General features: G+C 72.5%; 14 protein-coding genes. 3 read left to right on the forward strand and 11 right to left on the reverse strand.

Going from position 1 to position 17,765, the window contains the following annotated elements; all coding sequences use genetic code 11:
* Nucleotides 1-227 precede the first annotated feature (227 nt).
* Together ACMATS_RS00625 and ACMATS_RS00630 are read left to right on the forward strand one after the other, a co-directional pair.
* The gene (locus tag ACMATS_RS00625; RefSeq protein ID WP_414166437.1) at nucleotides 228-1,172 is read left to right on the forward strand and encodes a hypothetical protein; all 945 of its coding nucleotides are present in this window, start codon (nucleotides 228-230) and stop codon (nucleotides 1,170-1,172) included.
* Between the two features lie 52 nt (nucleotides 1,173-1,224).
* Nucleotides 1,225-3,831 (forward strand): NACHT domain-containing protein, encoded by a 2,607-nt coding sequence (locus ACMATS_RS00630; RefSeq protein ID WP_414166438.1) that lies wholly within the window; start codon nucleotides 1,225-1,227, stop codon nucleotides 3,829-3,831.
* A gap of 4 nt (nucleotides 3,832-3,835) precedes the next feature.
* On the opposite strand, the gene ACMATS_RS00635 is transcribed toward ACMATS_RS00630, so the two are convergent.
* The 10 genes from ACMATS_RS00635 to ACMATS_RS00680 form a co-directional block, all read right to left on the reverse strand.
* Nucleotides 3,836-6,088, reverse strand: coding sequence for a hypothetical protein (locus ACMATS_RS00635; protein WP_414166439.1), 2,253 nt, complete (start codon nucleotides 6,086-6,088; stop codon nucleotides 3,836-3,838).
* A gap of 3 nt (nucleotides 6,089-6,091) precedes the next feature.
* Entirely contained in the window at nucleotides 6,092-7,537 is a 1,446-nt protein-coding gene (locus ACMATS_RS00640) for a hypothetical protein (protein ID WP_414166440.1), read from the reverse strand.
* Complete coding sequence (locus tag ACMATS_RS00645; protein WP_414166441.1) at nucleotides 7,534-8,622, reverse strand: TRAFAC clade GTPase domain-containing protein; 1,089 nt, start codon at nucleotides 8,620-8,622, stop codon at nucleotides 7,534-7,536. Before ACMATS_RS00645 ends, ACMATS_RS00640 begins: the two co-directional genes overlap by 4 nt.
* Nucleotides 8,619-11,264, reverse strand: a complete 2,646-nt coding sequence (locus tag ACMATS_RS00650) for a hypothetical protein (protein ID WP_414166442.1) — start codon at nucleotides 11,262-11,264, stop codon at nucleotides 8,619-8,621. Before ACMATS_RS00650 ends, ACMATS_RS00645 begins: the two co-directional genes overlap by 4 nt.
* Before the next feature lie 27 nt (nucleotides 11,265-11,291).
* On the reverse strand, nucleotides 11,292-12,866 hold the full coding sequence (locus ACMATS_RS00655) for an Hsp70 family protein (protein WP_390780946.1): 1,575 nt from the start codon (nucleotides 12,864-12,866) through the stop codon (nucleotides 11,292-11,294).
* Between the two features lie 111 nt (nucleotides 12,867-12,977).
* Nucleotides 12,978-13,472, reverse strand: coding sequence for a nucleotide exchange factor GrpE (locus ACMATS_RS00660; protein WP_414166443.1), 495 nt, complete (start codon nucleotides 13,470-13,472; stop codon nucleotides 12,978-12,980).
* Nucleotides 13,473-13,561: 89 nt separating this feature from the next.
* Nucleotides 13,562-13,945 carry a hypothetical protein gene (locus tag ACMATS_RS00665; protein WP_414166444.1) on the reverse strand — a complete coding sequence of 128 codons (384 nt, stop codon included), beginning with the start codon at nucleotides 13,943-13,945 and terminating at the stop codon, nucleotides 13,562-13,564.
* 165 nt (nucleotides 13,946-14,110) lie between these two features.
* Nucleotides 14,111-14,542 carry an SHOCT-like domain-containing protein gene (locus ACMATS_RS00670; RefSeq protein ID WP_414166445.1) on the reverse strand — a complete coding sequence of 144 codons (432 nt, stop codon included), beginning with the start codon at nucleotides 14,540-14,542 and terminating at the stop codon, nucleotides 14,111-14,113.
* A gap of 23 nt (nucleotides 14,543-14,565) precedes the next feature.
* The gene (locus tag ACMATS_RS00675) at nucleotides 14,566-14,826 is read right to left on the reverse strand and encodes a hypothetical protein (RefSeq protein ID WP_414166446.1); all 261 of its coding nucleotides are present in this window, start codon (nucleotides 14,824-14,826) and stop codon (nucleotides 14,566-14,568) included.
* The gene (locus ACMATS_RS00680) at nucleotides 14,823-15,188 is read right to left on the reverse strand and encodes a DUF2089 domain-containing protein (RefSeq protein WP_390780941.1); all 366 of its coding nucleotides are present in this window, start codon (nucleotides 15,186-15,188) and stop codon (nucleotides 14,823-14,825) included. Before ACMATS_RS00680 ends, ACMATS_RS00675 begins: the two co-directional genes overlap by 4 nt.
* 314 nt (nucleotides 15,189-15,502) lie before the next feature.
* Here ACMATS_RS00680 and ACMATS_RS00685 point away from each other — a divergent pair, with 314 nt between their 5' ends.
* Complete coding sequence (locus ACMATS_RS00685) at nucleotides 15,503-16,612, forward strand: DUF5937 family protein (protein WP_414166447.1); 1,110 nt, start codon at nucleotides 15,503-15,505, stop codon at nucleotides 16,610-16,612.
* A 44-nt stretch (nucleotides 16,613-16,656) separates the two neighbouring features.
* Here the strand turns inward: ACMATS_RS00685 and ACMATS_RS00690 are convergent, their stop codons facing one another.
* The gene (locus tag ACMATS_RS00690; protein ID WP_414166448.1) at nucleotides 16,657-17,670 is read right to left on the reverse strand and encodes a L,D-transpeptidase; all 1,014 of its coding nucleotides are present in this window, start codon (nucleotides 17,668-17,670) and stop codon (nucleotides 16,657-16,659) included.
* Between the last annotated feature and the right edge of the window lie 95 nt (nucleotides 17,671-17,765).

A 17,765-nucleotide genomic window follows, 5' to 3' on the forward strand; every position in this document is an offset into this window, starting at 1 on the left:
AGCCGATCCGGACCACGGCAGGTCGGGCAACGGCTTCCGCGGGTACCTCTCGGTCGACCCCGACGAGGTCGGCCCGGACACCGAGGTACGCGGACACGGCTGGCTGGCCCTCACCGCACCGGGCGTCGGCCACGGCGCGTTCCCCGGAACGCTCCGCATCCGAGAATCACCGCCGCTCTCAGCATCCTCAGCGCCCTCAAGAAGGCCAGGGGCTATGGTTGTTGACCATGCCGTTAGGACAGCCGCCCGAGGGCGAGCAGAACCCTTACAGCCAGGACCCCTACCAGCAGTCATGGGGGCCTCAGCCGTCGAGCGGCGGGGGCGGGGGTGGCGGGAATCGGGCAAAGGCCGTCGCGATCGCTGCCGCCACGACCGTGGTCGTGGCGGCCGGTGTCAGCGGCGCCCTGATCCTGGGCGGCGGCAAGGACGACAGCGCGGACGGCCGTGGCGGGGACACGAATGCGCCGGCGAGTGCCTCGCCGAGCGCGACGGCCTCGGCGTCAGCGTCGGCGTCCGGCCACCCGCACGCCGGCGAGTCCGAAAGACCGACCGTCCCGGGCTGGAAGGTCGTCGTCAACCCCAAGTGGGGCACGGCTTTCGACGCGCCGCCGGACTGGGTCGTCAAACCGCCGGACTTGATCATCGGCTTCGAGGACAGCAAGGTCGACTACAGCGACCCCCACAACTGGGGCAAGACCGTCATCGTCATGAGCGCACCGGCGGTCCTCCGGGAGAACTGGTGCCTGTCCGTCGACGACAAGAGCGGTCGTACGCACGGCACCGATCTGGCGGCAGCGGGCACCAAGGGTGCCCAGGGCGCCGAGAGTACCGACGATGTCGCCCTGAGCCAGGTGACCCGGTGGGTGTACGGCGGTTACACGCAGCCCGACAAGAAGAGCATCGTCTCCGACAGGACGGCGCAGCCGTACACGACCGTGTCCGGCATCAAGGGCAGCATCGCCTGGGCCCGGTCCAGGAACACACCCCGGAAAGGCACATGCGAAAGCGACGGCAAGGCCGTCACGTTCGGCTTCAAGAACTCCGCGGGTGACTTCGTCGCATGGAGCCTCTACGGCGCCACAGGTGTGAAGGACGAGCTGCCGGACTCGACGATCATGAAGATCCTCAGCACGGTACGGCTCCACGGGACGCCGAGGCCATCCGCATCCTGAGCCGGGCACCGTTGAGTACCGTGGGACGAGCGATGACGGGGGGCGGACGTACATGGCGAGGCAGACGGGCTCCGGCGGCGGGCCGCCCATCACCAATACCGCGGTCGACTGCACGGCCGAGTACCTGATCCAGATCGGGATCCTCCAGGGCGATCTCAATCTGACGCTGCGGGTGGAGCCCCCGCCGCCCGATGACGACGCTCCGCTGGCCGCGGCCGAGCGGAGGCTGGCACGCAGTCTCCTGTACCGGTGGCGGGCCGAGGCCGACGCCTGGGACATGACCGATCCCGAGCCGCTGCCCGTGCGCTGGACGCCCAGCCGGCGGGTGAAGTCCGCCGGGGAGCACGTGCCCGCGGGCTCCGGGACCGACACCATCGCCGGGACCTTCCTCGGGCTCCGGCCCCGACGGCGCCTCGTCGTGCTGGGCACCGCCGGGTCCGGCAAGACCGTGCTCTCCGTCCTGCTCACCCTCGAACTCCTCGCCCGCCGGCTCACACAGGGCGAGGACGGCGTGCCGGTCCCGCTCGTGCTGTCGCTGGAGTCCTGGGACACCCGGCGGCAGTCGCTCACCGAGTGGCTGGTGGACCGGCTGCGCCAGGACCACCCCGGTCTGCCGCCCGTGGACGGCGTCCACCCGGCCCGTCGGCTGGTTCTCGAGCGGCGGGTGCTGCCCGTCCTCGACGGCCTCGACGAACTGCCCGAGCATCGCCGCGCCGAGGTCCTCGACGCGCTCAACGCGGGCCTCGGCGGCGAGGGGGACGCCGTACTGGTCTCCCGCACGGCCGAGTACGCCCGCCTCGACCAGGAGGGCAGGGGTCTGCGGCACGCCACCGTGATCGAGTCGCTGCCGCTGCGACCCGACGAGGTGGCGAACTACCTCCGCAGAGCCCGGCCTCCGGCCCGCGCCGCCGCCTGGGCAGGCCTGTTGGAGACCCTCCAGAAGGAACCCTCCGCACCGGTCGCCTGGGCCCTGAGCAGTCCGCTGATGGTGTGGCTGGTACGCCGGTCGTACGAGCACCACGCGGCGCTTCCAGGGGAGTTGGCGGACCGGGGGCGATTCCCGACCCGGGACGCCGTCGAGGCGCACCTGCTCGACCGGATCGTGCCCGCCGCGTTTCCGCCGCTGCCTGCGCACCCCGGCCGGCTGCACCCGCCCCGCACCTGGGACGCCGAGCGGGCCGGCGCCTGGCTCTCGTACCTGGCGCTGCTGCTGAGCCGTCGCGAGGAGTCCGAACTGGCCTGGTGGCGGCTGCACATGGCACCGCTGCCCCGGCTGCTGGCCACGCCCGCGCTGCTGGTGACCGGCATCCTGCTCTCCTTCGTCATCAAGGCGGGCATGTCGGGCTATGCGGACGCCTCGCCGTTGGGTGATCTCAGCGGCACGTACGCGGTGACGGGCGGGGTCGTCTTCGCGGCCATGGCGCGGTCCGTGACCGCCTCCTGGTTCGGTCAGCGACTGTCCGAGCCGCGGCGCAGCGCGAATCCGCTGCTCTTCGTCCGGGCCCTGCGCTCTCTCGACCGGCACGCGCGCGTGGGCCCGCTGGTCCGTCTTGCGGCGCTCGTGGGCGGTCCCGCCCTCGCCGTCCTCCTCCTCGCGCTGTACCCCGTGGCAGGGGACCCCGTCCTGGTGTGGTTCTCGATCGGTGGTGTGCTCCCCGTCCTGCTGCTGATCGTGTACGGGGCTCCCGCCGACACCGTGGACGCCGCCACTCCCGACGAACTCCTGCGCGGCGAGCAGAGTGCGCTCATCACGACGCTGACGCTGGTGGCCCCGCTGATCGGGGCCGGCGCGGGTGCGTTCTTCTGGCTGCACGGCGGGAGCGGCGGCTGGGAGGAGGCGGTCGGCGGCTGGGCGGGCGCCTCGGCCACGCTGGTGCTGCTCAGTCCGTGGAGCCGCTGGATGCTGGCCAGGTGCTCCCTCGCGGCGGCGGGCCGGGTGCCCTGGTCGCTGATGGCGTTCCTCAGGGACACGCGCACGGCCGGCCTGCTGCAGGTGTCGGGCGGCACCTACCGCTTCCGTAACCGCAGGCTCCAGGAGCATCTGGCGGGGCAGCGTGCCCAGGAACAGGGAACGGCCGCGGCCGGACCCGAGCGGTCCTCTCTCCCCGCGCTCTCGGACTCCCGTCACTTCACGGTGGAACGCACGGCGGACCACTACCGCCTCAGCGGCCGGTCGCGGAGGCTTCCGCTGGCCCACTGGGCCGTGATCGGCCCGCTCTTGAGCGTCTTCGTCGTCCGGTTGAGCGTGTCCGGGCAGTGGCAGGACCCCGCTGCGTGGCTGGTTCTGCTCTTCTGGCCCCTGGTCGGTGCTCTGATCACCGTGGCCGGGTTCCTCATGCCGCGGCGGCGGCTGGAGCTGGAGCTGACCCGGGACGGCGTCACCTCCGTGATCGGGCGCAGGCGGCGCTCCTACGAGTGGCGCCACGTCGAGGAGATCGCCGTGCGCCGGGCGATCGTCCGGGGCCGGGACGCGCGCTTCTACGCGCTCCAGGTCCGGCTGCTCGCCGGCGCCCCGCGTCCGCCGCGCCGCTCCCGGATGGGAGAGGGCTGGTTCTTCGTCCTGCCGATGAGCCTTTCGTCGCGTGTGGATCCCCGGCTGACCGCGGTTCTGGCCGACTTCGCCGGATCCCGGTGGACGTCGTCGTCCGGTGGCCGCTGAGACTTCAGCAGAGCGGTTCGGCTTTTATGGAGGCCTCGAGGAGGGCCAGGCAGCGTGCCGTCACGGTGTGGCCGTCCTCGGTGATGTCGACGGCGTAGGCGATGGGGGCCCGGCCCGTGGTCCCCTGCGGAGCCGTGATCCGCCAGCGCGCCTCGTACGTGTCGTGCGCCCGCAGCATCCGGGGCGGGTGTCCGACAAGGGTGGCGTGCCAGCCCGCGGGCAGCAGGGGCGGACGTACGGTCATGGCGAGGTCGCGTGCGGTGGTGTTCTTCACGGTGAGCCGTCCGCCGTCCGCAGGGTGCAGGCGCAGGGCGTCGGAGCTGGACCAGCGGATGGTGAACTCGCGCAGGCGGAGCTGCTGTTCCTGCTTGTTGTCCTTGTCGAACGGGGAGCCCATGTCGAGGCGGACGGAGTCGACGGCTTCCGGGACGGGAATGTCGTAGCCGTACTCCTTCGTGAAATAGGCGCCCTGCTTCTTCTGGTGGGAGTGTCCGTGCGGAAAGCTGACCGTGCGGACGCCGACCTGGCCCTCCACGGAGCCCGGCGAGAAGAACGACGACGTGACGCTGTCCGGATCGAAATTCACCGACACCTCGCTCAGCGGCAGCGGCATTCCGAAGTCCATCCGCAGCCAGTTGCTCTTCTGCGGGGATCCCTTGACCGACCAGTAGCCCGTGTGGCCCGGCAGAGCGGCGGACGGCGGATGTCCCGGCGCTGAGTAACTGGCGCTGAGCTTCGGCCAGTCCGGGGTGGCGGCCGCGGTGAGGTCGATCCGGCGGACCGAACCGGTCAGCGGGTGCCGCCACTCGTCGTACCGCCCGGGCAGACCGAAGATGGCGTCCGGCGGCAGCACGCTCGTCTCCAGGAGCGTCAGGGCGAGCGGTACGACCAGGTACCCGGCGAGATGGGCGAGCAGCAGGGTGTGGCGGGCGACGCGGTGCCGGGGAAGGCGGAACGCGGTGCTCTCCGGTTGGCGCACGGGCGGGGGCGCCATGCTCTCACCGGAGCCCTCGGTACCGGCCGTACCGGCGAGCCACCGCACCGTCCCCCCGAGAGCCTCGGTCGCAACGCAGCGCACCGGGATGCCCAAGGTGTCCAGCGCGCGCAGCAGATGGCCGCCGCCGGCTGCGTCCAGCTGCGCGCGCACGGCGGTGTCGTCGCCCTGTACGGCCCGGCTGTACAGCAGCCCGAGACGGCGCGGACGAAGGCGTGGGGGCAGGGTGGTGAGAACGTGCAGGACCCGGGTGACGGCGCGCACGGCATCGCCGTGCGCGGCAGGGTCGTCCACCACCAGCAGCAGTCCTCGGGCCCGGCGCAGTACGTCCAGCGCGGCCGCCGACTCCTGGCTGCCGTACGCGTCACCGGACGGGTCGAACCACAGGACGGGCGTCCCGGCCGTGCGCACGAGCGGCGGCCCGGCCCCGGGCGTGACGCCCAGGGAGACCAGCCCTTGCCGGTGCACTCCTGCGCGTTGCGTGCCCGAGCCCCCGACGAGCACCACGACACGCGCCTGTTCGTATCCAGGAGGCAGCGCCTTCCCGCAGTGCGGACAGCATGCGTCCAGGCGGCGCACGCCGAGGACGGCGGGCAGGCGGGTGCCGCAGCGGCAGCGGTGGTGGAAGACGCCGTACCGGCCGGGCACCAGTTGCCGGTGCTGTGCCCGGCACGTCGGGCACAGCCTGACCGGGCGGTCGATGGTGCGCCCGCAGTCCGTGTACGGGCACGGCGCCGTCCGACGGCGCAGCGCGCGCCCCGTTCGCGCGATGGCCGCCCCCACCGCCCACCACAGGCTCCACAGTGCGCAGCACAGCGCCCACACCGACAGCGCACACAGCAGCGGAAGGATGCTGATCGCCGTTGCGGTCAGCACGACGGCGACGGCCGTGAGCAGGAAGGCCGGGCGCAGGAGGAGCATCAGGCAGCCCTGTCCGCCGGTCCCGGCCTGCTGCGGGCGGCGGAACGCGTCGCTCACCCGGTCGGCCATGAACCGCTCGGCGTCGCCCATCAGCCGTTCGTGCTGTTCGAGTCCGTCCCACCACGTCGCACGCAGGTCGCGCGGGGCGGTGACGCGGAGGTAGGCGGGGACGGCCGGCTCGCCGTGCGGATCGGGTGGGGTGCGTGCTGCCCGGCCGAAAGTCCGCCAGACGGTGTGCCATTGGGTCCACACCAGCTTGGGGAGGGTGACGAGGATGCCGTGGCCGATGACCAGGACGACCAGCAGGATGATCGCCAGGAGCAGCATCACGGGGTTCGCCACGGCTCACTCCTTCTCCCGGGCCGGACCGCGCCGCCACAGCAGCCGTGGCGCCCGTTCCGGTTCCGGTTCCTCGGCGCGCGCCAGATCGCGCAGTGCCTCGTAGGTCTCTGCCTCCTCCCACAGCCCCTGCCGGAACAGCCGCAGGATCCGCAGCGCGGCCGGCCGCGGCTCCCCCGGTGCCCGGCGCAGTACGTGCAGCGCGGTGGCCGGGCCGGCGGCGAGCAGGTCCGGCGTTTCCTCCACGAGGGCGGCGAGAGAGGCGCACGCCTGCATGTCCAAGGTGGCAGTGCGTAGTTCGGCGGAGGCTTCGAGGGCGCTGAGCAGCCCGGCGAGAACGGCCGGCCGGTACGGCTCGGGCAGCGGGGCGAGCGCGGCACGTACATCGCCGAGCGGTGCCGTCCCGTCGGCGAGATGACGCGCGGCTGCGTCCCGGAGACGCCCGGGTGCCAGTCCCGCCTCCTGCGGCCGCAGCTCCGCCACGCCTCGTACGAAGCCCACGAGCGGGGAGCCGTCGCCTGCGAAGGCCTCGGCGTCGGTGTCCGGCGCGAGCAGGGCGCACGCGGCCCGCAACCGCCGTACGCCTGCGCCGGCATCGTCCGCGGGGCCCGCGTCCCACAGTTCGGCGACGGTGTCCAGGACGTCGAGGCGTCCGCTCCCCAACGCCCCTGCCAGGAACCGTGCCGCCGGGCCGGGCTCCGGGCATTCGTCACCGGTCAGCCGGTCGAGGTGGAACACGGGGCCCGTCACCCCTTCCCCGTTCTCCGGCCGGGTCCCGGTCAGATGGTGGTGGTCGTCCTGCGGCCGGGCGGTGTACGTGGTGAACGTCAGGCGGGCGGCCAGGCCGACGGGCAGGGGGTAGGAGGCGGCGGCCATCCAGTCGACGACACGGTCGGGGTCCGCGGAGACCAGGGTGGCACCGGGGCCCTCCCCTGCCAGCGCCCGCAGGACCACGGTGAGCAGCCGCTCCAGGAGGCGGACGCCGGGAGCGCCGGTGCCGGCCAGCAGACGGGTCACACGGCCGGGCCCGACGGCGCTGCCGGGAACGAGCTGGGCGAGGTCGGGCAGGCCACGGTCGTCGTCGCACGTCGGCGCCGGGGCCCAGTCGGGGCTGTCCCAGAGCTCGACGGGGCGCAGCCCGGCCAGTTCGTCGGGGGTGGCGTACCAGGCGTGACAGAAGTGGTTGCCCCAACGGCCGCTGTAGTCCTGGCCGGTGAAGACGGTGCGGGTCAGCACGACCGCGTCGTCGTCCGGCCGGTCGTGGGCGAAGGCCACGGGGAAGGGGTGGTGCCGGTCCCGCCCCGGAGGCCGCGCGTATCCCGTCAGCGGGCGCAGGACGTCGAGTGCGGGGCGGGCCGTCGGGGAGACCGCGGTGAAGCGGAAGCCCCCGTGGGGTGCGTCGGTCGACGGCGGGGCGGAGGTGTAGTGCGCCTGTCCTGCCATACGCGTCATCCCCGTCCACGGTCGAGGGCGCCGAAGCGGTGCAGCAGCCACATCAGGGGGTCCTCGGCCCGGTGCGGGCGTACGACGCCGCCGAGTCCGAGGCCGCCGCCCTGCCGGGGCGCGGTGCCGAGCGTGGACAGCGCGAACAGCTGGTAGTCGGCGCAGAACTGTTCGAGTCGCGCGTCGAGTTGGTGTTCCTGCCAGCGCCGCAGCAGGGCCCGCAGCTCGGCGTGGACGGCGGCCCTGTCGTCGGCGTCGAAGACGGGGCCGGGGCAGCGGGTGCGGTGCAGCACGGAGTTGTCCGGCAGGTGCGGCCACAAGAGGTCGGCCTTGGTGAGGGCGACCGCGACCGGCACGGTCACCTTCCCGCCACCGCCCAGGTGGCCCAGCACCCGGGCGAGCACCTCGCCCGACCGGCCCGGCACCCCGTCGCCGTCCTTCACCGGTGCTCCGGGCAGGTCCTGCGGGTCGACGAGGACGACGACGGCGTCGGCCGCGGCGAAGTAGCGCAGCTGGGTCTCCATGCGGTCCCGCGAGGCGAAGTGCTCACCTGCGGTGTCGAGGAAGACCAGGGTCAGCACCTGCTTGCGGGTGCGTCCGAAGCGGCCCCGACGCGTGCGGCTGAGGCGGTGCACGAGGGGCCGGCCGGCGTCGTGCTCGGCGGTCTTGGGGACGGTGTGCTGTTCCTCGTACAGGTGCCGTTCGTACCGTTCGTGGTAGTCGGCCATCGTGTCGTCGTCGCACGGGAGCAGCGCGGCGTCGAGTTCGGCGCCGAGGCGGTGCAGCAGTTCGTGCACCAGGACGCCGATGTAGGTGCTCTTGCCGGAACTGACCGGCCCGGCGAGCGCGACCAGCTTGCCGGGGGTGCGGAGATAGCCTTCCGGCAGCCGCCCTGTGCAACTGGTGCACCGCAGCCGGGTGGTGGTACGGCCGCAGGTGCCGCACACCGCGGAACCGGCCCGGGGGTCGGCGGTCGCGAGGCCCCGGTCCTCGGCGCAGTCGGCGCGGCTCGCGCAGACGTAGGCGATCTGCGCCCGGGAGATGGTCCGGAAGCAGTGCGGGCACACCCAGGTGCGGCGCCACGGCGTTCTCACGTCCGCTCCCTCCGGGTGGCCTTGAGCGTGTGCTGCGGCGGGTCGCGCAGCACGAGTGCCTCGCCGACGGCGAAGCAGCGCAGCCAGCCGCTCGGGCCGCGGGCGAGGCGTGCCGACAGCTTCACGTCCTTCCCCGGGCCGAGCGTGACGTCGACGGCTTCTGCGAGGACGTCCCCGTCGTCGGGCTCCAGCGGCCAGACCGGGCCGTGCGACCGCACCAGCAGCAGTCGTTCGGCTCGTACGGTGGCGCGGGCCGTGAACACGGCGGTGACCGTGCGACGTCCGGGCAGGCCGTGCTGCTCCAGCCGGTAGTCGGCCTCGGCGCGCGGTGGCAGCCCCGTCGTGCTCGGCCGGCCGTGGACGGGCTGCCCTCCGAGCAGGGCGACCGGCCGCACCTCGACCTCCACCCCGGCGCCGTCGGGGACCGGCAGCCGCAGGCCCCCCTCGTGCCGGTAGGCGGAGCGGGTGACGGCTCGGCGCCGGCTGCCCGGCTCGCCGGTGATCCGCCACGTGACCTCGACCTCGTGGGCGCCGTCCGGCGGCCAGTCGAAGACGACGGCCACGCCCGTGCCGCCGTGCCGGATGAGTGTGGGGTTGCCGAGCGCAGGCGCGGTGGCGGCGTGTGCTCCTACGACGGCGTCTTCTCCGACGATCGTGACCGCGAGCACCATGGTGGGCCGGTCCGGCGGCACGAACTGCAGCCCGTCCGGGGTGTGCCGGGCCGTGATCGGACGCCCGGGGCCGGGGAGCTCCGCCGCGCGCAGCCGGGTGCCGGCCGGCCACGGGGGCACGTCGTCGAAGCCGTACAGGCGCACCTCGCCGCCCGGCAGCGGGTCGAAGTGCGCCGAGAAGCCGCCGTCCACGAGGCGGATGTCCAGGCCGGTGACCGGCTCGGGCGGTGCGAGCGGCGTGGCAGTGCGCCGGATGCCCGCCGTGCGCACGGCCGGTCCGTCGTCGGTGCGGTAGACGACGCGGATGCGATAGCCGTACGTCGTGCCGTTGGCGAGCCCGCCGTCCGTGAAGCCGTCGCGGCGGGCGGCGACCGACACCTCCTCGCCGTCGGGCGCGGTGCGCACGACCTCGACGGACCGGGCACGGTCCGGGCAGGTCCAGTCGGCGGTGATCCGCCGGTCCTGGGGGCGCAGGCGGACGTCGGTGACCTCGGGCCAGTGCACGACGGGCCCGCTCACCACGAGCGGCGAGGGCGCGCTGCCGGGTTCGGCGGCACGGCGCACGGCGACCGCGTAGTACAGCGGGACGCAGGCCGGCGGTGTGCCGTCCGTGCAGGACGTGACACGCGGCGACGCCAGCGGCAGCAGCGTGCCGTCGGCTGCGTCGCGCGGCGGGCGCCGCTCGGTGCGCAGCAGCACGTACTCGGGCTCGCCGGCCGTGGCCTGCGAGGGCCGCCACCGGACCGTGACGCCCGGGCCGTCGTGGGTCGCGGTGAGGCCGGACACGGGGGCGACCGCGAGGCCGCGGCGCACGGCGTCGGCACCCGGCAGATCACGGACTGCGGCCTCCGCCTGTTCCAGCAGGTCCCAGGCGCGGTCGGCCTCGGCCGGCGGCAGTCCGCGCGCGCGGTCGACCAGGCTGCGCGCCTCGGCGAGTTGCCCGCGCACGTGATCGACGAGTGCGTGGACGTCCTCGGCGAGCGAGCCCGGCGGCAACCGGTCCGCCACGGCCGCCGCCTCGGCGAGCCGCCCGTCCGCGACCAGGCGGCGCAGCCGGTCCGACACCGGATCCCCGGCCGTCTCGTGCAGCACCGCGAACACCAGTCGCCGGGCGTCGTCCTCGGCGACGGACAGTTCTTCCACCGCGTGGGCGAGAAGCGTGGCCGGGGTCGCGCGGGCGGCATACCGCCTCCGCAGCGGCGTCGCCAGCTCATAGAGCAGGATCCGGGCGAGTCCCTCCGGCCCCTGCCCGGTCAGCACGCCGCGGACGGCGGCGACCACGGCCTGGGCCGCCGTGTGCGCGGCGCCGTGCGGCAGCCGGCCCCAGCGCTGCGCCGCCGCCTCGACGGTCGACGGACCGGCCGGGAGCACGCCGAAGACGTGCAAGGGCTCTCCGGAACGCCCTCCGGGCGTGCCCGTCGCGAGGAAGTCGCCGAGGTGTCGCAGCCCCAGGACCTCCAGGTGGCCGGCGCAGCGCGCATACGCGGGGTGCGGCACCGACCGCGGCAGCGGGTCGGGCTCGGCGATCCGCAGCCCGAGGGCGGGCAGCAGCTCCCGTACCTGGTCCTCGCGGACCCGGTGGGCTGCGGCGATCTCCGCGACCGTGCTCTCGGCGAGCATGCCGAGCCCGCCTGCCGCCTCCCCCAGGACCGCGCGCAGCCGGGCCCGCCCGGACTCGGCACGTCGGCCGTGCGCTTCGAGGGCGGCCCGCAGCGGCCCCGGGTCCCCGGCGGCGGCCGCGTCCAGCAGCGGCCGGTGGGAGAGGTATCCGGCCTCCAACTGCTCGATCACGGCACGGTACTTGAGCCGGGCCCGGCTCCGGCGCCAGCAGGCGCGGACCGCGGCGACCGCCTCGGCGACCGCGGTCCCGTCGAGGTTCCGCGGCAGCTGGTAGCGCGTGCGCAGGTCCTCGGTCACGGGCAGCCCGGCGTCGAGCACCTCGCGCCGGTATCGCGACTCGTCGAACGCCACGAGCGTGTTCCCCCGTCCTGACGGCGATCAGCCGATCCGTTGGCGGCTCATCGTGACCCGCGCCTCGTCGACCGCCTCCTGTGACAGGCCTCCGATCTGAACGGAGATCTCGATCTGCTCGCCGGACTCCCGCTCCGTGGCGACGACGGCGAGGAGCCCTGAGGCGTCGAGGGTGAACACGCACTGGAAGGGCCAGCGCGCGGGTTTGCCGGCCGGGATCTTCAACGTCCCCTGCGCGACGGCGGTGTTGTGCTCCGGCTCGTCCGACTCCACCGCACCCGCCTGTTCCATCACCTGGATCCGGACCTGCCGCTGGCCGTCACGGAGGGTGTAGAAGTCGTCGGTCACCGACGCCGGCAGGACGTCGTTGGCGTGCACGAGGTGGGTCACGTACTCCCGGCCGGTGTCGATGTCCGTGACCTTGATGCCGTAACCGCGCGAGGCGACGGTGGAGATGTCGTAGGGGCGGTGGGCGAGGCCGGTCTCCGGTACGTCCGGTGCCCGTCCGTCGGCGGGCTCGCCGCTGGACAGCATGTACGCGGCCCGGTCGAGGGCGTAGAACGCGGCGCCGCGGGCCACCGCGAGGTCGGGGTTGTGCAGCCGGGGTTCGAAGCCGAACTGGGTGCGCAGGGCGGCGGCGACGGCGGGCATCTTGGTGGCGCCGCCGACGAGCAGCACATCGTCGAAGGACGACACCCCGCGCTCCGCGGCCAGTTCGACGGTGCGGCGGGTGATGTCGACGGTGCGGTCGAGCAGGTCGCGGGTCAGCTCCTCGACCAGTCCCCGGGTCAGCTCCACCGCTTCGACCCTGCCCTGGTGCATGACGCGGACGGTGTAGCGCTCGCGGAACGACAGCGCCTTCTTCGCCTCCTCGGCGTCCTTGCGCAGCTGCGTCTCGGACTGGGGGTCGGACAGCGGGTCGTCGGCGTCCGGGAAGCGCTCGCGGAACCGTTCCACCAGGTGCACCACGATGCGGTCGTCGAAGTCGCTGCCGCCCAGCTCCTTCGCACCGTCCGTGCACAGCACGGTCAACTCGCGCCCGCGCAGCGTGAGCACGGTGGTGTCGAAGGTGCCGCCGCCCAGGTCGTACACGAGGACGGACCGGTCTCCGCGCTCCTCGTCCCCCTCCAGGGCCCCGTAGTCGAGCGCGGCCGCGATGGGCTCGGCGACCACGTCCAGGACGCGCAGGCCGGCGATCTCGCCGGCCTTGCGGGTGGCGTCCCGTTCTGCGAGCCCGAAGTAGGCGGGCACGCTGATCACCACGTCGCGCGCTTCTTCACCGCCGGTGGCCTTCGCGTCGTCGACGAGTTTGCGCAGGATGCGGGCGGAGATCTCCTCAGGTGTGTAGGTACGGCCGTGGAACTCGCGCGGCACCACATCGCCCATGTCGCGCTTGACGAGTTGTACGACGTGGTCGGGGTCCAGGACGGTGGCGTCCTTGGCGCTCTGTCCCACGACGACGCTGTCGGCGCTCTCGAAGTAGACGACGGACGGCGTGGTGTCCGCCCCCTCGATGTTGCGCAGCACGGTCGGTCTGCCGACGTCGTCGATCCGTGCGACGCAGGAGTAGGTGGTCCCCAGGTCGATGCCGTACACGGCCATACGGTCTCCCGCCACCGGGACGCCCGCGCTTGCGCCCGTCCCGTCTGTTGTCTGTCCTCTTGTCCTGGTGCGTGTGTCATGCCCTGTGAGCCCGTCGGGAGAGGGAGACGTCTACGGGGTGTCCGGTTCCCACCGGGACACCACGACGTCGGCCTTGCGCACGACCCGTTCCCCCTGGACGAATCCGGCCGCCACGACGCGCACCACCGTCCGGTCCGCCTCGGGGCCTTCGGCGGCGACGCGGCCCGCCGGACGGTGCAACGCCCTGTCGAACGGCTCGCCGGGCCGGGGCACGTACCGCTCTGCGCCGGTCCTGGCCACGGTGTCCGCCGCCTCGTCGGCCAGCGCGGTCAGCAGGGCACGCAGCTCGTCGACGCCGAGCGGGCCGGTGACGTGTTCGGCCTGGCGCAGGATCTGGTCGTGAAGCCGGATCAGGGAGTGGCGCACGAGATCGAGCGCCGTTTCCATCTCGCCCTGACGCAGCCGCTCGACCTCGTCGTGCAGCCTGGTCACGATCTCCTCACGGCGCTCGGCGAGCTGTTGCTGACGAGCGAGCGCCGCAGTGAACTCCGTTGCGAGCGGGCAGGGTTCGACTCGTTCTGACACGTCAGTCACAGTAGACCACAGGGGCACGACGCGTCTCCGGAACGGTCACGATCGTCTGCGGACCGGAACAGTCCCATTGCCCGGCCTCGTCAGCCACCGAAGGTGATGGAACCGTGAACATCCCGCATCTGGACGACGGTGTTCTGAGTGCCTCCGGAGACCTCGTTGTGCACATCCCCCGCACCGGTCCGGGGGCCCTCCAGAGCTTCGGCCTCCCGCCGCCAGGCCGCGAGAGCCTGGGCGAATGCAGGGTCCTGCCGGGCACGGAGAGCCAGTACCGCGGCCAGCTCGGTGGCACGCTTCTCGTTGCCGGGCGCCTCGGCCAGGGCGGTCAACTCGCCCTGGTCGCCCGGCTCTCCACCCGACCGCCGCCGTCCGACCAGGTCCCGCAGGGATGTCCAGATCTGCTCCCCTGCCGCGCCTGCGGTGCCTCCGGCCAGGGCCATGAGCAGTTCAGGTGCAATCAGGTCCACGAGGCCTCCACCGTTCCACCGTCTCCAACACATAGGTCGTAGGCCGAGCGTAGGGCACGGTGGGCTTGCGGAGACCCGGATCCGGGGGAGGAATCCGGCCGTCGGGTCAGGAGGGCCGGCAGGCCGTCTCGGCCCGCCGGCTCGTGATCCTGAGCCGGGGCGGTATCACTCGCAGTAGACCTGCATCTTGGAGCCGGGGTCGTCGAGGTCGACGACGACGTCGTCAAGGTGCTCGACGAGGTCATCGAGGTGCTGCGGCTTGAGCTCGCCGAGGTCGATCGGCACGCCGGCCTTGTCCAGCTCCGCGTTGACTTTGGTGATGGCCGCCGGTGGAATCAGGGTGGTGAGCCGGACGCCGGCGCGCAGCAGTTGCAACGGGATACGGACGTTGAGCCGGGTGCGGCCGTCCCCGCCGGTGCCGTCCTCGGCGTCCATCACCACGCGCAGGTACTTCGGGCGGGCCTTCGGGCGGGAGGCCGTTCCCGGCGGCGTCCCGGGCTGCTCGCGCCGGAGCGCTTCGATCAGCCGCTCGGCCTCGTCCACGGTGATCTTTCCTTCGGCCAGCATCTCCAGGATCTGGCGGCTCTGCTCGTTCATGCGTGTGCTCCCGTTTCTCTGGGCTACCTGATGCTGACCAGCGCGACTGTCCGGCCCTGCTCCATCTCGAACCGGGTGCCGGGCAGCGCCCACAGCACCTGTCCGGCGCCGCGCAGCGCGCCTCCCGGGTTGATCCGGAAGACGAGACATGCGATGCACCCGCCCAGCACGGCGAGCACCAGCAGCGGCGAGAGGATCAGCGCCACCGGCACGACGGGGATGTACATCCGCACCCGGCGACCGCTGCAGGGGCGCACGTGCACCGTCACCAGCTGCGGGATCACCGGTCCGGCTCCAGCTCGGCCAGGGCGTCCTCGGCGCTGATCTCTCCCCGGCGCAGGCGGTCGACGATGTCGGCGGCGCTCGTGGGTGCCGGGCCGACATCGACGAAATCGAGGTGCTCGGCGATCCGCTTCAGCCGGGACTTGATCGTCGGGTAGCTCACCCCGAAGATCCGCTCCATCTCCTTGATGGATCCGTGCGCCCGGACGAACGCGGCGACGAAGATCTGGTCGTCGATGCCGAGCTGAGCCAGCTGCGGCGGCTCGAACCGCCCCTCGATCGCGACGCCGCTCTCGACGAGGCGAACCCGCTCGACCGCGAACGGCCGACCACGCGTCAGGTCCGTCAGGTCCTGCCAGTCCATCCTCGGTTCCTTAACTCTCGGCGACTTGCCTGCACTTCATGTCTACCTTGAGATTCTCAAGTAGACAACCCAACAATATTGAGATTCACGATTTTTCTCTTGATTATTCTGCTCCGCCGCGGCCAGTCGGAGGCCCGAGGACGCACCCCTGAGGAGCAGGGCAGAGCGGTGGCGGCGGTCTGCTCACAGTGGCTGAAGGGGACGACGGCCCGCCGCAGGGCAGCTGCCTCGCTGCCGGTGCCCCCGGCAGGTTCGCGCCGCAGCACTTCCGGATCGTCGGAGGTGCTGTCAGACGGATGGGGCACGATAGAGGGGTGAGCGTGATCATCGACATCAGCAGCCTGTCGCACGAGCGGATCTCCGCCGCGCCGTCCCCCCTGGCGGAGCTGGGCATGGCCCTGCATGTCATGGTCGCGTCCGGACATCACCCGGGGCAGCAGGGCTGGGCGTGCGCCACCGCCACGGCACTCGCTCCCCGCCTCGCCGACCGGCTCTGCGAGGCGGAGTTCATGTGGCGCAACGCCATCTCGGACCTCTTCCTGCCGTTCGCCGGGCTGCCCGGCACCGCCGGACTGCCGGGCAGCACCCTCGCCGACGAGCTGGACCACCTCGACCGGCTCACCGACCTCCAGTTCGTGACCGCCGCCCTGGGGTTCACCTGCGAGCTGTCCTACGGCACCGCCGGCACCCCGGACCTGTTCGGCGACGGCACCACGCGCAGGCGTGCTCTGGAGCTCGCAGCCTCCCGCGGCCCGCAGCAGGTGCACTTCACACAGCGGCTGCTCGACGACCCGCCGGCCATCCGCGTCTGGTTCCGGCAGCTCCTCGAGGAGTGCGACGAGGCATTCTTCGCCGACACCTGGGCCCGGCTGCGCACGGAGCTGGCGACGGACGCCCGGCACAAGAACGAGCTGCTCAGGCACAAGGGCCTGGGCCAGGCGCTGGCCGCGGCGTCGCAGGCCATCGCGTACGACAAGGCGACCGAGCGCATCACCGTCGACAAACTCGTCGACGGGCGCACCGCCACCACGTCCGGCCGTCTCACACTGGTACCGACCAGCCTGGGGCGCCCTCACGTGATGGTGGTGCACAGACCCGGCTGGCAGCCGGTGATCCACTACCCGATCACGGCACCCGGTCCGGCCACCCGCTCCTCCGTGCAGGATCTGTCCCGGCGCATGGAGGCCCTGGCCCACCCGGTGCGGATCCGGCTCTGCCGTCATCTTTCCCGCGGGCCCTACACCACAAGCGAGTTGGCGGACGCGCACGGCATGACCGCACCGGAGATATCCCGGCACCTGACGGTCCTGAAGAAGGCAGGCCTGCTGACGGCACAGCGGCGCGGCCGGTACGTCCTGCACGAGTTGAACCTGACGACCGTGGCCCGGCTCAGCAGCGACTTCATCGAGAGCGTGCTGCGCTGAGATCCGGGCATCCGGGCAGGGGTCCGGCTACGGCCTGGCCCCCCTCACCTGGCCGCGCTCTTCGCCTTCCACTGGTCATAGGAGACGCTCCAGTCGGCGTAGCCGTTGCCGGGGCCGCCCAGCTCGCCGGTGGCCTCCTCGCCCTTGACCGTGACCAGGTCTCCGAGGAGCGTGTTCTCGAAGAGCCACTGGGCGTCCTCGGGGGTCATGCCGATGCAGCCCGCGCTGTGGTTGGTGTTGCCGACGTACTGCTGCGCGTCGTCCGTGGCCTGGTGGAGGAAGCCGCCCGAATCGCTGAAGCGCATGCCCCAGTTCACCGTCACGTCGTACTTCTTCGGACCGCCGACGGACGCAGACGTCATGTGGACGGTGCGTTCCTGGGACTTGATGGCGAACGTGCCACGTCGTGACGCACGTCCTGTGACGGGCTCGCCGCCGGACATGGGTATGGACTTCACCTGCTTGCCGTCCTGCTCGACGATCAGCCGGTGGGTGTCCAGGTCGGCGGTCAGCTGCTGGTCCCGTCCCACCGTGAACGTCCGGTCGATGTCGCGCTCGAAGTGCGCGCCACCCGGGTCGACCGTGGTCAACGTGCCCTTGACCGTGACATCGGTGTTCGGCTTCCAGGGATTCTTCGGCCGCCAGTCCAGCCGGTCCCGCCCCGCCGTGGTGGTCACCCAGCCCCAGGAGCCCTCGGTGGCGTTCGACGCGGTGACGGTCAGCGCCTTCTCCACGGCCGCCTTGTTCTTCACCGGCTCGTAGAACTCCAGCGACACCGGCTGTCCGGTGCCCACCTTCTTTCCTGCTCCCGGAGTCAGGTCGAAGTCCAGCAAGGGGCCGGCGGTCACCTTCTTCGGCGCGGCTGCCGCCGGGGCCGCCGCTTGCTGATGTGCCGCCCCGGCTTTCCCCGCGGCCTTGTTGTCGCCTCCGTCTCCGCTGCCGCAGGCCGTGAGCAGGAGCAGGCCGGCGCCTGTGACGGCGGACAGCCGGATCGCGCGCAGACGGCGACGCTCGGCACGGGTGAACGGAACGGCGGTGGTGGACCGGGCACGCATCATGGCGGTGGCTCTTCTCCGAAAGGTTTCGATACGCCCCGAGAGAGCCCGATCATCCAATTCGCGTTCACTATCAGGTCATGACCGTTGCGTAACAG

Origin of the sequence: Streptoverticillium reticulum, from assembly GCF_047456005.1 — a bacterium.
Classification (GTDB): Bacteria; Actinomycetota; Actinomycetes; order Streptomycetales; family Streptomycetaceae; genus Streptomyces; species Streptomyces reticulum.